The sequence below is a fragment of the Virgisporangium aliadipatigenens genome (genome assembly GCF_016863615.1).
In the GTDB taxonomy this organism is placed as follows: Bacteria; Actinomycetota; Actinomycetes; order Mycobacteriales; family Micromonosporaceae; genus Virgisporangium; species Virgisporangium aliadipatigenens.
In genome coordinates, this window is the sequence record NZ_BOPF01000033.1 from 1 (window position 1) to 13,864 (window position 13,864).

The 13,864-nt window shown below is 72.8% G+C and carries 11 protein-coding genes; 3 read left to right on the forward strand and 8 right to left on the reverse strand.

Annotation, left to right across the window (positions count from 1 at the left end; genetic code table 11):
* Positions 1–25 precede the first annotated feature (25 nt).
* The gene (gene glpX / locus Val02_RS34705) at positions 26–1,051 is read right to left on the reverse strand and encodes a class II fructose-bisphosphatase (RefSeq protein WP_203903526.1); all 1,026 of its coding nucleotides are present in this window, start codon (positions 1,049–1,051) and stop codon (positions 26–28) included.
* Positions 1,052–1,144: 93 nt separating this feature from the next.
* On the opposite strand from glpX, the gene Val02_RS34710 reads away from it, so the two are divergent.
* Complete coding sequence (locus tag Val02_RS34710) at positions 1,145–1,885, forward strand: DUF4245 domain-containing protein (RefSeq protein ID WP_203903527.1); 741 nt, start codon at positions 1,145–1,147, stop codon at positions 1,883–1,885.
* Between the two features lie 19 nt (positions 1,886–1,904).
* On the opposite strand, the gene Val02_RS34715 is transcribed toward Val02_RS34710, so the two are convergent.
* Entirely contained in the window at positions 1,905–2,102 is a 198-nt protein-coding gene (locus Val02_RS34715; protein ID WP_203903528.1) for an exodeoxyribonuclease VII small subunit, read from the reverse strand.
* The gene (gene xseA, locus Val02_RS34720; RefSeq protein WP_203903529.1) at positions 2,095–3,336 is read right to left on the reverse strand and encodes an exodeoxyribonuclease VII large subunit; all 1,242 of its coding nucleotides are present in this window, start codon (positions 3,334–3,336) and stop codon (positions 2,095–2,097) included. Before xseA ends, Val02_RS34715 begins: the two co-directional genes overlap by 8 nt.
* 6 nt (positions 3,337–3,342) lie before the next feature.
* Here xseA and Val02_RS34725 point away from each other — a divergent pair, with 6 nt between their 5' ends.
* On the forward strand, positions 3,343–4,311 hold the full coding sequence (locus Val02_RS34725; protein ID WP_203903530.1) for a 4-hydroxy-3-methylbut-2-enyl diphosphate reductase: 969 nt from the start codon (positions 3,343–3,345) through the stop codon (positions 4,309–4,311).
* Positions 4,312–4,358: 47 nt separating this feature from the next.
* Here the strand turns inward: Val02_RS34725 and Val02_RS34730 are convergent, their stop codons facing one another.
* Complete coding sequence (locus Val02_RS34730; RefSeq protein WP_203903531.1) at positions 4,359–5,528, reverse strand: DNA recombination protein RmuC; 1,170 nt, start codon at positions 5,526–5,528, stop codon at positions 4,359–4,361.
* 43 nt (positions 5,529–5,571) lie between these two features.
* Between Val02_RS34730 and Val02_RS34735 the strand changes: the two genes are divergently transcribed.
* Positions 5,572–6,384 carry a hypothetical protein gene (locus Val02_RS34735; protein WP_203903532.1) on the forward strand — a complete coding sequence of 271 codons (813 nt, stop codon included), beginning with the start codon at positions 5,572–5,574 and terminating at the stop codon, positions 6,382–6,384.
* Between the two features lie 44 nt (positions 6,385–6,428).
* Here the strand turns inward: Val02_RS34735 and Val02_RS34740 are convergent, their stop codons facing one another.
* The 4 genes from Val02_RS34740 to Val02_RS34755 form a co-directional block, all read right to left on the reverse strand.
* Positions 6,429–9,284 carry a tetratricopeptide repeat protein gene (locus Val02_RS34740; protein WP_203903533.1) on the reverse strand — a complete coding sequence of 952 codons (2,856 nt, stop codon included), beginning with the start codon at positions 9,282–9,284 and terminating at the stop codon, positions 6,429–6,431.
* Positions 9,285–9,401: 117 nt separating this feature from the next.
* The gene (valS, locus tag Val02_RS34745; protein WP_203903534.1) at positions 9,402–11,882 is read right to left on the reverse strand and encodes a valine--tRNA ligase; all 2,481 of its coding nucleotides are present in this window, start codon (positions 11,880–11,882) and stop codon (positions 9,402–9,404) included.
* Between the two features lie 18 nt (positions 11,883–11,900).
* Positions 11,901–12,413 carry a methylated-DNA--[protein]-cysteine S-methyltransferase gene (locus tag Val02_RS34750; RefSeq protein WP_203903535.1) on the reverse strand — a complete coding sequence of 171 codons (513 nt, stop codon included), beginning with the start codon at positions 12,411–12,413 and terminating at the stop codon, positions 11,901–11,903.
* Complete coding sequence (locus Val02_RS34755) at positions 12,410–13,801, reverse strand: AlkA N-terminal domain-containing protein (RefSeq protein ID WP_203903536.1); 1,392 nt, start codon at positions 13,799–13,801, stop codon at positions 12,410–12,412. Before Val02_RS34755 ends, Val02_RS34750 begins: the two co-directional genes overlap by 4 nt.
* Positions 13,802–13,864 lie beyond the last annotated feature (63 nt).

The following is a 13,864-nucleotide window of genomic DNA, read 5'->3' on the forward strand; positions in this document are numbered from 1 at the left end:
CCCGGCGGGCCCGCGAAATAGATCTCTAAAGGGTCTCGATCGGACGCCCGTCGAAGTCGATGGCGGAGTAGAGGGCGAGTTTCTCCAGCCGGTGGTAGGAGTCGATCACGCGGATCGTGCCGGACTTGGAGCGCATGACGATCGACTGCGTGTACGCCCCGCCGGAGCGGTACCGCACGCCACGCACCAGGTCGCCGCTGGTCACGCCGGTGGCGCAGAAGAACATGTTGTCGCCGGAGACGAGGTCGTCGGTGCTCAGCACCCGCGCCAGGTCGTGACCGGCGGCCAGCGCCTTCTCCCGCTCGGCGTCGTCGCGCGGCCACAGGCGGGTCTGGATCGCGCCGCCCATGCACTTGAGCGCGCAGGCGGAGACGATGCCCTCCGGCGTGCCGCCGATGCCCATCAGCACGTCGACGTCGCTGCCCTCCCGGGCGGCGCTGATCGACCCGGCGATGTCCCCGTCCGAGATGAACCGGATCCGTGCGCCCATCCCGCGCACCCGCCGGATCAGGTCCTGGTGCCGCGGCCGGTCCAGGATGCAGACCGTCACGTCGGAGACGGCCGAACGCTTCACCTTGGCGATGCGGCGCAGGTTCTCCTCGACGCCGGCCTCGATGTCGATCACGTCGGCGCAGTCCGGCCCGACGGCCAGCTTCTCCATGTAGAAGACCGCGCTCGGGTCGAACATCGCGCCCCGCTCGGCCACCGCCAGCACGGCCAGCGCATTGGGCATGCCCTTGCTCATCAGCGTCGTCCCGTCGATCGGGTCGACCGCCACGTCCACCTCGGGACCGGTGCCGTCGCCGACCCGCTCGCCGTTGTAGAGCATCGGGGCGTTGTCCTTCTCGCCCTCGCCGATCACGACCACCCCGGTCATCGGGACGGAGTTGATCAGCTTGCGCATCGCGTCGACGGCCGCGCCGTCGCCGCCCTCCTTGTCGCCGCGACCCACCCAACGGCCCGCGGCCATCGCGGCCGCCTCCGTGACCCGGACCAGGTCCAGGGCGAGGTTACGGTCGAGATCCTGAGGCTTGCGTACAGGTACGTCCATCGGGTTCCTCCTCGCGCTGACCGCAATCCTCCCATGGGGGGTGTGCGCGGGCCCGGGGCCATGGGCGAGGATGACGCGGAGCGAGGTGATTGTGTGAGTGAGAGTTCCTGGCCCCAGGGAACCGGTCGGGCCCCCCGGCCGCCCGACTCGACCGATCCCGATCTGGCGCCCCTGCCGCCCGACGGTCCAGGTCCGGCCTACGGCGAAGACCATCCGCCGGCGCTGACGGGGCAGATCCCGGCGTACGCCGACGACACCGACTACGACGATGACGACGAGCCCGTCGAGGACGGCCTGCGCGAGAACCGCGGTCCCGTCCAGGCCGTCGCCGAACGCAGCCGGCGCCCGCGCGACATGGTGATCTCCATAGGCGTGCTGGTCGGCATCCTGCTGGTCCTCTTCGGCGTGTACAGCTTCCTCGGCGGCGGCGACTCGGCGGCGATCGACCCCGGTCCCACGTACGCGGAGGCGCGGGCGGCGGCCGCCTTCCCGGTGCTCGAACCGAAGGGGCTCAGCGACGACTGGAAGCCGGTGCGCGCGCTGTACCAGCCGCAGCAGTCCGGAGCGGAGCTGCGCGTCGGCTACGAGACGCCGGACGGCGGTTCCGTGCAGCTGATCGAGGGCAGCCTGCCGCCGGAGGAGATGCTGCGCCGCGAACTCGGCGGCGAGCGGACCTCGTCCGGCAACGTCGACGTGGGCGGCAGGTCGTGGGAGAGCTACCCCGCGCGAACCGGTGAGAAGGCGCTCGTGCTGCGCGAGCCGGGCCGCACGGTGATCGTCGTCGGCAAGGCCTCGGAGGACGAGCTGAAGCAGCTCGCGGGGTCGCTGAAGTGATCTTTTGCCGCCCGCCCGGCTAGCTTTCCGGGCGGGCGGCGTCCAGCTTGGCCCGGGCGTCGTCCAGCCACTGCTGGCAGATCGCGGCCAGCTTCTCGCCGCGTTCCCACAGGGCCAGCGACTCCTCCAGGGTGGCGCCGCCGGCCTCCAGCCGTTCGACGACGCCGGCCAGCTCGGCCCGGGCCTGCTCGTAGCTCAGTTGCTGCTGCTCAGTCATCGCTGGCGACCTTAGCGGTCAGCTCGCCGCCCGCCAGCCGCACCCGCAGCGTCTCGCCTTCCGCTACCTCTTCCGGGGAACGCACGACCGCCCCGTCGGCGCGCTGCACGATGGCGTAGCCGCGTTCCAGGGTGGCCCTCGGCGACAGCGCCCGCAGCCGCGCGGTGGTGTGCGTGAGCCCGTCGTCGGCCCGGTCGAGGCGGTGGCGCAGGATGCGTTCGGCCCGGTCGCGCAGCGCACTGGTGTCGGCCGCGAGCCCGTCGAGGACGGCGTGCGGCTTGGCCAGGGCGGGGCGGCTGCGCATCCCGTCGAGGCGGTGCTGTTCGCGTTCGATCAGGTGGTGCATCGTGCGGCGGAGGCGACCGCGCGCCGTGTCGATGAGGCGCCACTCGTCGCGCAGGTCCGGCACGACCCGCTTGGCGGCGTCGGTCGGGGTCGACGCGTGGTAGTCGGCGACGTAGTCCACCAGGTGGGTGTCGGTCTCGTGGCCGATCGCCGAGATCACCGGCGTGCGGCAGCCGAACACGGCGCGGCACAACCCCTCGTCGGAGAAGGGCAGCCGGTCCTCGGCGCTGCCGCCGCCCCGGGCCAGGATGATCACGTCGACGCCCTCGTCCGCGTCGAGGACCCGCAGGGCATTGATCATCTCCGGAACGGCCTGCGCCCCCTGCACCGCCACGTTGATCACCCGGAACTCCACGGACGGCCAGCGGCGCTTGGCGTTCTGCAGCACGTCGCGCTCCGCCGCGCTGGCCCGGCCCGTGATCAAGCCCACTCTGTGCGGCAGGAACGGCAGCCGCCGCTTGCGCGACCGGTCGAAGAGACCCTCGGCGTTCAGCAGCTTGCGCAGCTTCTCGATCCGGGCCAGCAGTTCGCCGATGCCCACCTGCCGGATCTCGTCGGCGCGCAGGCTCAACGTGCCCCGGCCCGGGAAGAAGTCCGGCTTGGCCCGCGCCACGATCCGGGCGCCGCTCTCCAGCTCGGGTGCGCCGCGATCCAGCACGTCCCGGTTGGTGGTGATCGTCAGGCTGAGATCCGCCGACGGGTCCCGCAGCGTGATGAACACCGTGCCGGCACCGGGCCGGCGGGTGATCTGCGCCACCTGCCCGTCGATCCAGACCCACCCCAGCTTCCCGATCCACGCGGAGATCTTCTGGCTGACCACGCGCACCGGCCACGGCTGCTCGGGGGACGATTCCGACACGGGTGCCACCCTATCGGCGGCACGTACCATGGCCGGGTGACCACCTCTCCGAAGCGGGTTCTGCTGGCCAAGCCGCGCGGGTACTGCGCCGGCGTCGACCGTGCGGTGCAGACCGTCGAGAAGGCGCTCGACCTCTACGGCGCACCGGTGTACGTCCGCAAGGAGATCGTGCACAACAAGCACGTCGTGACCACGCTCCAGGCGCGCGGCGCGATCTTCGTGGAGGAGAACGAGGAGGTGCCCGAGGGCTCCGTCGTGATCTTCTCCGCGCACGGCGTGGCGCCCGAGGTGTACGCCCAGGCCAAGGAGCGTTCGCTCAAGGCCATCGACGCCACCTGCCCGCTGGTGACGAAGGTGCACCACGAGGCGCGCCGGTTCGCCAACGACGATTACGACATCCTGCTCATCGGGCACGAGGGGCACGAAGAGGTCATCGGCACCACCGGCCAGGCGCCGGCCCGGATCACGCTGGTCGACGGGCCCGACTCGGTCGAGCAGGTGGAGGTGCGGGACCCCTCGAAGGTCGTGTGGCTGTCGCAGACCACGCTCTCGGTGGACGAGACCATGGAGACCGTCAACCGGCTCAAGCTCAAGCTGCCGCTGCTCCAGGCGCCGCCGAGCGACGACATCTGCTACGCCACGCAGAACCGCCAGCTCGCCGTCAAGGAGATCGCGCCGGAGTGCGACGTCGTGCTGGTCGTCGGTTCGCAGAACTCCTCCAACTCGCAGCGGCTGCGTGAGGTGGCCGTCGACTGCGGTTCCAAGGCGGGGTACCTGATCGACTTCGCCTCCGAGATCCAGGAGGAGTGGCTGACCGACGCCACCACGGTCGGCCTGACCTCCGGGGCGTCGGTGCCGGACGAGCTGGTGATGGACGTGCTGGCGTTCCTGGCCGAGCGCGGCTTCACCAGCGTCACGGAGGTCAACACGGCGGAGGAGCGCCTGACCTTCAGCCTTCCCCAGGAGCTCAAGCGCGACATGAAGGCTGCTGCGGCGCGGGCCTGATCTTTGCGCGGGCCCTGGTCGGCCTCGGGCGAGCCGCAAGATCGGCGCTACTCGTCGCTCAGCAGCGCCTCGTACTCCGACTCGACCAGCTCCGTCGCCTGGACGGACCGCGGCGCGACCTCGACCTGCGGGGGCGCCGGCAGGTCCGTGCCCGACACGCCCAGCTCGGCGAGCTTGCGGGCACTGACCAGGACCCGGGCCTCCAATGAACCGACCGCCCGGTTGTACGCCGTCACCGACGCGCTCAACGAGGTGCCCACCTTCGCCAGGTGATCGCCCATCGTGGACAGCCGCCCGTACAGCTCGCGGGCGATCGTGTGCACCGTCATGGCGTTGCGCGCCAGGGCCTCCTGACGCCAGGCGTAGGCGATCGTGCGCAGCAACGCCACGAGCGTCGACGGCGTCGCCAACACCACGTTGCGGCTGAACGCGTGCTCCAGCAGCGTCGGATCCCGCTGCAACGCCGCGTCCAGGAACGGATCCGCCGGCAGGAACAGCACCACGAACTCCGGCGTCGGCTCGAACGCCTCCCAGTACGCCTTGGCCGACAGCTGATCGACATGGGCGCGCACCTGCCTGGCGTGGTGCAGGAGGCGTTCGTTGCGCACGTCGTCCTCGCGCGCCTCCATCGCCCCCAGATAGGCGTCGAACGGCACCTTCGCGTCCACCACCACCTGCCGCCCGCCGTGCAGGTGCACCACCAGGTCCGGCCGCACGCCGCCGGCGTCGGTGCGGCCGCTGACCTGCTCCTCGAAGTCGCAGTGATCCAGCATGCCGGCCGCCTCGACGATCCGACGCAGCTGATGCTCGCCCCACCGGCCGCGCACCTGCGGCGCCCGCAACGCCGCCACCAGCTGCCGCGTCTCCGTGCGCAGCTCCCCGGAGACCGCCGTCATCGAACGCACCTGCTCGCGCAGCGACTCGTAGGCGCCCACCCGGTCCCGCTCCAGCTCGGAGACGCGCGTCTCGTACCGCGCCAGCGACTCCCGCAGCGGCGCCACCGCGTCCGCCACCGCCGCCTGCGACTGCTCGGCGGCCTCGTAGTTGAGCGCGCGGAGCGACCGCTCCAGTCGGGCCTCGCCCTCGCGGGTCGCCCGTAGGGTCGCGTCCAGCCGGGCGATCTCCGTGATCGAACGGGACCGGGCCGCGAACCATCCGAGCGCCCCGCCGACGGCGAGACCGACCAGCAGTACCAGTAGCTCCACGGTGGACAGCATGCACGGTGGGTACGACATACGCGCTTTGGGTAGCGGAATCCGTATGACGGCCGTGATTGTGATCGTTCTTTTGCTGCTCGTGGTGGGTGCGCTGCTCGTCTTCTCCCGGCTGAGGGCCGCGCGGGCGCTGGAGGACGCGCGGGCCGAGGCCCGGCGGTGGCACGAACAGCTCGGCGGGCAGCTCAGCACGCTCGACCCGCAGGGTTCGGCCGCGGCGCGGCAGGCGCTGGCCGACGCGAGCGAACGCTTCAACGCCGCCGGCGGGGAGATCGCCTCCGCGCGTTCGGTGCGGCAGGTGGAGCTGGCCCGCGACTCCGCCCTGGAGGGCCTGTCCTACGTGCGCGCCGCCCGAACGGCACTGGGCCTCGACCCCGGCCCCGCGCTGCCGCTCACCTCAGCACAGCGGGCGGCGGGGGAGATCACCGTGCCGCGTTCCGTGGAGGCGGACGGGCGTCGGGTCTCCGCGGCGCCGCACGCGGGGGACGGGACGCCGTATTACTACCCGGGCGGGGTGGTCGCGGGGCGCCGGGTGCCGCGCGGCTGGTACTCCGAACCGTGGTGGCGGGCGGCGTTGATCGGCGGGGCGTGGGGACTGGGTTCGGCGCTGTTGTTCAGCGCGTTGTTCAGCCCGGTCTTCGCGGACCCGGGTTATGACGCCGGGCTGGTGTCCGGCGACGTGGGGGACTCCTTCGACGGCGACTCCCTCGACGGCGACTCCTCGGACGGCGACTCCTCGGACGGGGATTACGAGGTCGGCGGGTTTGAGGACGGCGGCGACTCCGGTGACTCGGTCGACTCCTTCGACTCCTTCGACGGCGGCGACTCGTTCAGCGACTTCGGCGGCGGCGACTTCTAACCCCGTCGACGGCCTCATGATCATGGCGGGCGTCCCGCCGGGGCTCAGCGGCGGTTGAGGGCGCGTTCGGCCATGGCGAGGTCCGAAGCTGCGGCGCGGGCGAACGGGCTGCCCTCGCCGAGCAGTTCCGAGTAGATCTCGTGGGCGGCGCGATACTCCGCGATCGCCTCGTTCAGGCGGCCGATGTCGTGCAGCACACTTGCGAGCCGGTGCCGCGAGACAGCGGTGTCCAGGTGTACCGGCCCGAGCAGGCGCAACCGGCTGCGCAGGACCCGCCGGTGCTGAGCCTCGGCCTCCTCCAGCCGCCCCGCCTGGTGCAGCGCGGACGCCAACAGCGAACGGCTCATCAGCGAGTCCCGGTGCTCCGCGCCCAGCACCCGCTGGCGGGCCTCCAGGACCTGCCGGTGCTCGTCCACGGCGCGGTCGAGTTCGCCCAGGTCCTGGTGCACCTTGGCGAGATTGCTGCGGCTGATCAGGGTCTCCTGGTGGGTGGCGCCCAGGACCCGGGTGCGCGCGTGCAGGACCCGCTGGTGCTCGGCCTCCGCCTGGGTGAGTTCGCCGAGCTGGTGGAAGATCGTCGCGAGGTGGCTGCGGCTGGTCAGCGTGTCCGGATGATCCTGGCCCAGCGAACGGGTCCGTGCGGCCAGCACGTCCTCGCACTCGCGCAGCGCCTCGCCGAGCCGGTCGAGGTCGCGCAGCACCGTCGCGTGCTGGTCGCGGGCGGCGAGCGTGTCCGGGTGTTCGGGGCCGAGCGCACGTGCGCGGTCGCCGATGATGCGCTGGTACGCGCCCTCGGCCTCCTGCAGTTGGCCCTGCCAGTGGAGTTCGGTCGCGTGGCGCCAGGCCGCGCTGTCATCGTAGGTGCGTGCGGGAGGTGGTGTCGGCCGCGGGACGGCCGCCGCGCCGACGGCCGGGCGGGGCTCGTCCGGGGTGTCGGCTCCGTCGGCCGGCTGCGGCGGCGGGGTGCTGCCGACCGGGCGGGGCGCCGGTGCGGAGCCGACCTGGCGGGGAGCCGTCGCGGGGGGAGGGCCGGCGGGTGGCACCGGGCGAGGGGGTGCGGTGGGGGACTGGCTCACCGCACGGGGGGTGGTGCCGGCGGCCCCGGGCAACGGCTGGGGCGGGAAGCCGGGCTGCCCGCCGCTCGCCTGGCCGCCCCCGCCGTGTGCGCCGCCTGCCTGTCCGCCCCCGGCGTGTGCGCCGCCCGCCGGGCCGCCGCCGTGTGCGCCACCGCCGTGCGCGCCGGCTTGGCCGCTGCCGGCACGGGAGCCGCCGTGTGTGCCGCTCGCCGGGCCGCCGCCCGCGTAGGGATCGCCTGCGTGTCCGCTGCCGCCGGTCTGGCCGCTGCCTGCGCGTGTGCCGCTCGCCTGGCCGCCACCCGGGTAGATGTCTCCCGCGCTGCCGCCACCGTGTGCGCCGCCTGCCTGGCCGCCGGCCGCGTAGGCGTCGCCTCCGGGGCCGCGTGCGCCACCGGCGGGCGCGCCGCTCCCGGCCGAGCCGCCACCCGGATAGATGCCCCCGGACGCGCCGGTGCCGCCGGATGGGTCGGGACCGCCCGACGCGCGTCCCGCAGCGGAGCCGCCGCCGGATGCACCGGGACCGCCGGATCCGCGGCCGGCAGCGGAGCCGCCGCCGGTCGGACCCGCGCCGCGCGTAGCGCCCGATCCGCCGCCACCCGCACCCGGATCGGCCGATGCGCCGTGGCCGCCGGCCGTCCCGGACCCGCCGCGCCGCCCGGACGACCCTGTCGCGGCTGCTCCACCGATCTCCTCGAACCCGTCGTCCGCGCCGGCCGTACCGCCCGAGGCGCCGGCAAGGGACCCGGCGGCACCACGCCCGCCGCCCCGACCGGACTGCCCCGCGCCGCTGGCCGCACCACGACCGCCGGCCGCGCCGTGCGGGGCCGTGCCGACCGGGTCGGTGTCGTCGGGCGCGGGCGCACGGTATATCCCGCCGGACGGGCGGGCGGGTTCGTCGTCGGGATGTTCGGTCACCTCGGGGGCCACCGGGGGGCGGCCCGCGCCGTCGGTCCAGGGTTCCTGCGCCCAGGGGTCGCCCTGCCAGGACGGGTCGGGCGGCCGCTGCTCCGGCGCGGGTCGCTGGGCCGGTGCCGGCCGTGGCGGGGCGGGTGCCGGGCGGTGGACCGGTGGCGGCGCGCCGACCGCCGGCCGACCGGTCGCCACGCCTACCGCGGCGGGAACGGCGGGTGCGCGTTCGGCCACCGCGTGACGGACCCGGTCGATGCCGGCCAGGAGGGCGTCCAACTCGTCGTCGACCCGCCAGCCGACGGCCACGACGGGGCGTTCCAGGGCGGTGGCCAGTTCGCTGACGGCCGCGACGGTGGAGTGCTTGGGCGCGGCGTTGACGATGACGAGCACCGCGTCGAACACGGCCGGCGGCCCCACCAGCAGTGTCTGGTACGTGGTCTGCATACGCGTGAGCGAAAAGCCGGTGCCGCCCCGGATGTCCACCAGCACCAGCGAACCCGACATGGCGAGCGGGCTCAGCAGGAACCCGTACAGCGGCCGCAGTTGCTCACCCGCACGGCCGGCGGCCTGGTACATCGCCTGCGTGGCCGCCTCGTGGTAATCGGCATTTTCCGGCGCGTACACCTTGAGCGCCTGCGCGAACCGGTCGAGCGCACCTTCGATGTCCCCGGCCTGCTGCGCCTCGGCGGCGGCGGACAGCCGCACCTCGGAACTGGCGACCGGCTGCGCCTGCCGGGACAGTGCGATGCTGCCGGCGACTCCGGCCAGCCCCACGACGAGCCCGCCGATCACGAGTGCGGCCGCTCCGGCACCGCTCTGGAACCGGATCGTCGCCAGAACCCCCAGCGAAACCAGCACGAACCCGATGAGGACCAGTAGGGCCCGGGTGCCGCCGTTCCACCGTCCGCTGGACATCCGCGTCCCTCGATCCTTGGAGCCTGCACGACCTCACGATGGGCTGATCGCCCGGATCCGCAGCGTGACAAAGTCTGCCAGGATCCGGGCGTTCATGAAAGATCGTACGGGCGGGGGCTAGATGGTGCAGGAGACCCTGAGGGCACCGTCCTCCGACGGGGCGAACGAAACGGCGTTGAGGTGCCCGGCTGCCCGCAGATCGGGCAAAGCGTCCTGAATGTGGCCGAGATCCGTTGCGGGGCCGATGATCCGGGCCGCGAGGACCGGAGTGCGCATCGACACCTTTCGCTCGGACTTGGCCCGCCGCACCTGGCTGAGCGCACCGGCGACGGCTGCGAACACCGCCGGTTCCCCCGGAAAGTGCTCGGTCGGCCACGGAGCCCGATGGATCGATCCCTCCCGCCACCACGACCACACCTCTTCTGTGGCGTACGGCAGGAACGGCGCGAACAACCGCAACATCACCGAAAGGGCCGAGTGCAGGGCCGAACGGGCTGACTCGTCGCCCGAGTAGGCCCGCTCCTTTACCAGTTCGATGTAGTCGTCGCAGAACGTCCAGAAGAACCGCTCCGTCCCGGCGAGCGCACTCGTGTGGTCGTACGCGTCGAAGGCCGCCGTCGCCGCATCGACCACAGTGGACAGTTCGGCCAGCATCGAACGGTCGAGCGGAGCCGTCACCGGCGCGTCGGAGTGCCCGAAGCCCAGCACGAACCGGGACGCGTTGAGCACCTTGGTGGCGAGCCGCCGGCCGATGCGCATCTGGCCCTCGTCGAACGCCAGGTCGGCGCCGGGCCGGCCCTGTGCCGCCCAGTAGCGCACGGCGTCGGAGCCGTAGCGTTCGAGGTGACCGGTGGGCGTGACGGCGTTGCCCAGCGACTTGCCGATCTTCTTCCGGTCGGGATCGAGGATCCAGCCGGAGATGACGGCCCGGCGCCAGGGCAGCACACCGTGCTCCAGATGGGCCCGCACGACGGTGCCGAAGAGCCAGGTCCGGATGATCTCGTGTGCCTGCGGGCGCAGGTCGTACGGGAACACCTTCGCGAAGAGCGCGGGATCCCGTTCCCAGCCGCCGGCGATCTGCGGCGTGAGCGACGAGGTGGCCCAGGTGTCCATCACGTCGCGTTCGGCCGCGAAGCCGCCCGGCTTGCCGCGCTGCGCCTCGGTGTAGCCGTCCGGCACGTCGGTCGTCGGGTCCACCGGCAGGCGGCTCTCGTCCGGCGTCAACGGGCGGCCGTGCTCCACCGTGCCGTCCGCGGAGATCGGGTACCACACGGGGAACGGCACGCCGAAGAAGCGCTGCCGGCTGATCAGCCAGTCGCCGGTGAGCCCGCCGACCCAGTGGTCGTACCGGTGCCGCATGTGCGCCGGGATCCATTCGAGGTCGCCGCCGCGTTCCAGCAGCGCGGCGCGCAGGGCGTTGTCCCGGCCGCCGTTGCGGATGTACCACTGGCGCGACGTCACGATCTCCAGCGGCGCGGCGCCCTTCTCGTAGTACTTCACCTGATGGCGCACCGGGTACGGCTCACCGACGAGGTCGCCGCGGTCGCGGAGGCGTTCCACGATGGCGCGGCGGGCCTGCTGCGGGGTGAGGCCGGCGAGCGGCGCGTAGGCGCGACCGTCCACATCGGACGGTGCTGTGGCGAGGAACCGCCCGTCCCGTCCGATCACCACGCGGGTGTCCAGGTCGAGATCCCGCCACCACGTCACGTCCGTCAGGTCGCCGAACGTGCACACCATCACGAGTCCCGTACCCTTGGCCGGATCGGCGGCCGGATGCGCGAAGACGGGCACCGAAACGCCGAAGATGGGCGTCCTCACAAACGATCCCACGAGCGACGCGTACCGCTCGTCGGACGGATGGCACACCACCGCCACGCAGGCCGGCAGCAATTCGGGCCGGGTGGTGTCGATCTCAAGGAAACCCGAGGCGGCGCCGAAGCGCAGCCGGTGCATGGCGCCCGAGGACTCCCGGTCCTCCAACTCGGCCTGGGCCACCGCCGTCCCGAACGTGACGTCCCACAGCGTCGGCGCCTCGGCCAGGTACGCCTCGCCCCGCGCCAGGTTGCGCAGGAACGCCCGCTGCGACGCCGCCCGCGCCACGTCACCGATCGTCGTGTAGGTCAGCGACCAGTCCACGGAGAGCCCGAGCGTGCGCCACAACTCCTCGAACGCCTTCTCGTCCAGGGCGGTCATCTGTTCGCAGATCTCGATGAAGTTGCGCCGGGACACCGGCCCGCTCGGGTTTTCCAGGCCCGGCACGTAGGGGAGCGTGGGATCGCAGCGCACCTTGAAGAAGTTCTCCACGCGGCGCTCGGTGGGCAGGCCGTTGTCGTCCCAGCCCATCGGGTAGAACACGGCCTTGCCGCGCATCCGCTGGTAGCGGGCCACGAGGTCGGTGTGCGTGAACGAGAACACGTGCCCCACGTGCAGCACGCCGGATACGGAGGGCGGGGGAGTGTCGATGGCGTATACGTCCGCCCGGTCAGCCGACCGGTCGAACGCGTACGTCCCTTCCTCCTGCCACCTGCGCGCCCACTTCTCCTCCAGCCCGGCAAGCTCCGGGCGGGCGGGGACGGCGCGCTGCACCGTATCCGTCATGCATCGATGCTAGACACCTCACACGAGGCGCTGCGCCCCATTACTCGGGTGGCTCTCGTGGTCGAGCAGCCAGCGCTTGACCGGCAGCCCCCAGCGGAAGCCGCCGAGCGTGCCGTCCGTGCGGATGATCCGGTGGCAGGGCACGAAGAGCGCCGCCGCGTTGCGCGCGCAGGCCATCGCCGCGGCCCTTACCGCCGCCGGGTTTCCGGCCCGCGCCGCCAGTTCCGTATAGGTGACCGGGACGCCGGGGTCGACCCTGCGGAGCGCGTCCCAGGCCGTGCTCAGGAAGGGGCCGCCGCGCTGGCGGACCGGGATGTCGTCGACCGCGCCGAGATCGCCGTCGTGGTAGGCGATGACCGCTTTCGTGAACTGTCCGAGCTCGGCCCGCTGCTCCGGCTGTGCCGTCGCGGTGTTGAGGTGCAGCAGATCGTCCACTGTGGACGTCCAGCCGCTCGCCAGGACCGCCTCGTCGTCGACCACGAGAGTGAACGGGCCGGCGGGGGTGTCCACTGTGGACATGTAGGTGTTCATGCGTGCCTCCAGAGGCGGATGACGGCGTAGGAACGCCACGGGCGCCAGCGTTCGGCGTGGGCCGCGAGGCGCTTGGGGTCGGACGGGAGGCCCAGCGCGGCCGCGCCGCGGCGCACTCCCAGGTCGGTGGGCAGGAAGACGTCGGGGTCGCCGAGTGCGCGCAACGCGATGTAGTCGGTGGTCCACGACCCGACGCCGGGCAGGTCCAGCAGTGCCGCGCGCACCTCGTCGCGATCGCCGCCGCCGTCGAGGTCCAACCCGTCGCCGACCGCTGCCGCGAGCGCCCGCAGGGTGCCCCGGCGCGCGGTCGGCATGGCGAAAGCGTTGTCCGGCAGGGCGAGCAGCCCCGCCGCGTCCGGGAACGCGCCGCCGGCCGCCACGACGAGCTTCGACAGCACCGTGCGCGCCGACGCGACGGAGACCTGCTGCCCGACCACCGCGCGGACCGCGATCTCCAGCCCGTCGGTCGCCCCGGGCGAGCGCACGCCGGGGTTCTTGCGCACCTCCTCCGCCAGCGTGGGGTCGGCGGCCAGGACCTCGTCGATCGCCTCCGGGTCGGCGTCGAGGTCGAGCAGGCGCCGGCAGCGGCTCACGGCCGGCGCGAGGTCACGGACGTCGGCGAGGGTGAGTTCGGCGTTCACGTAGCCCGGAACGGGTTTCAGGGTCACCGATGCCACCCCGTGCGGCAGGCGCATCGTGCGCGTGTACGTGTCGCCGTCGCGGGCGTCGATTCCCGGCACCGTGCGGTGTCCCAGGAAGTCCAGCAGCGCGTCCGCGTGCAGCGGCGCCCGGTACGGCAGCCGCAGCCGTAGCGCGCCCCCGGCCGGCGCGGCCTTCTCCCGCAGCTGCGAGGGCGCCCGCCCGTAGATCTCCCGGATCGTGTCGTTGAACTGCCGCACGCTCCCGAACCCCGACGCGAACGCCACGTCGGCCAGCCCGAGCGTGGTCGTCTCGATGAGGATCCGCGCCGTCTGTGCCCGTTGCGCGCGGGCCAGCGCGATGGGGCCGGCGCCGAGTTCGGCGGTGAGCAGGCGGTGCAGGTGGCGTTCGGTGTAGCCGAGGCGTGCGGCCAGTCCGGGGACACCGGACCGGTCGACGACCCCGTCGGCGATGAGCCGGACCGCGCGGGCCACCACGTCGGCGCGGACGTTCCACTCCGGGGAGCCCGGGGCCGCGTCGGGCCGGCAGCGCAGGCAGGCGCGGAAGCCCTCGCGCTGCGCGGCTGCCGCGCTCGGCAGGAAGCGCACGTTCTCCCGCTTGGGCATGAGCGCCGGGCAGGAGGGCCGGCAGTAGATGCGGGTGCTCGTGACGGCCGTGAAGAAGAAGCCGTCGAAGCGTCCGTCGCGGGTGGCGGCCGCCCGGTAGCAGCGTTCGAAGTCCAGCTCCATGCCGTCGATCCTGCTCCCGTGACCCGCCGAATGCTGGCGGTTTTCGGACCTCAGGATTTCGGC

What these genes read in the sequence shown, in the direction of transcription:
- glpX (WP_203903526.1), bottom strand. Translation starts at nt 1,051, where the DNA reads ATGGACGTACCTGTACGCAAGCCTCAGGATCTCGACCGTAACCTCGCC.
- Val02_RS34715 (WP_203903528.1), bottom strand. Translation starts at nt 2,102, where the DNA reads ATGACTGAGCAGCAGCAACTGAGCTACGAGCAGGCCCGGGCCGAGCTG.
- xseA (WP_203903529.1), bottom strand. Translation starts at nt 3,336, where the DNA reads ATGGTACGTGCCGCCGATAGGGTGGCACCCGTGTCGGAATCGTCCCCC.
- Val02_RS34730 (WP_203903531.1), bottom strand. Translation starts at nt 5,528, where the DNA reads ATGCTGTCCACCGTGGAGCTACTGGTACTGCTGGTCGGTCTCGCCGTC.
- Val02_RS34735 (WP_203903532.1), top strand. Translation starts at nt 5,572, where the DNA reads ATGACGGCCGTGATTGTGATCGTTCTTTTGCTGCTCGTGGTGGGTGCG.
- Val02_RS34740 (WP_203903533.1), bottom strand. Translation starts at nt 9,284, where the DNA reads ATGTCCAGCGGACGGTGGAACGGCGGCACCCGGGCCCTACTGGTCCTC.
- valS (WP_203903534.1), bottom strand. Translation starts at nt 11,882, where the DNA reads ATGACGGATACGGTGCAGCGCGCCGTCCCCGCCCGCCCGGAGCTTGCC.
- Val02_RS34750 (WP_203903535.1), bottom strand. Translation starts at nt 12,413, where the DNA reads ATGAACACCTACATGTCCACAGTGGACACCCCCGCCGGCCCGTTCACT.
- Val02_RS34755 (WP_203903536.1), bottom strand. Translation starts at nt 13,801, where the DNA reads ATGGAGCTGGACTTCGAACGCTGCTACCGGGCGGCCGCCACCCGCGAC.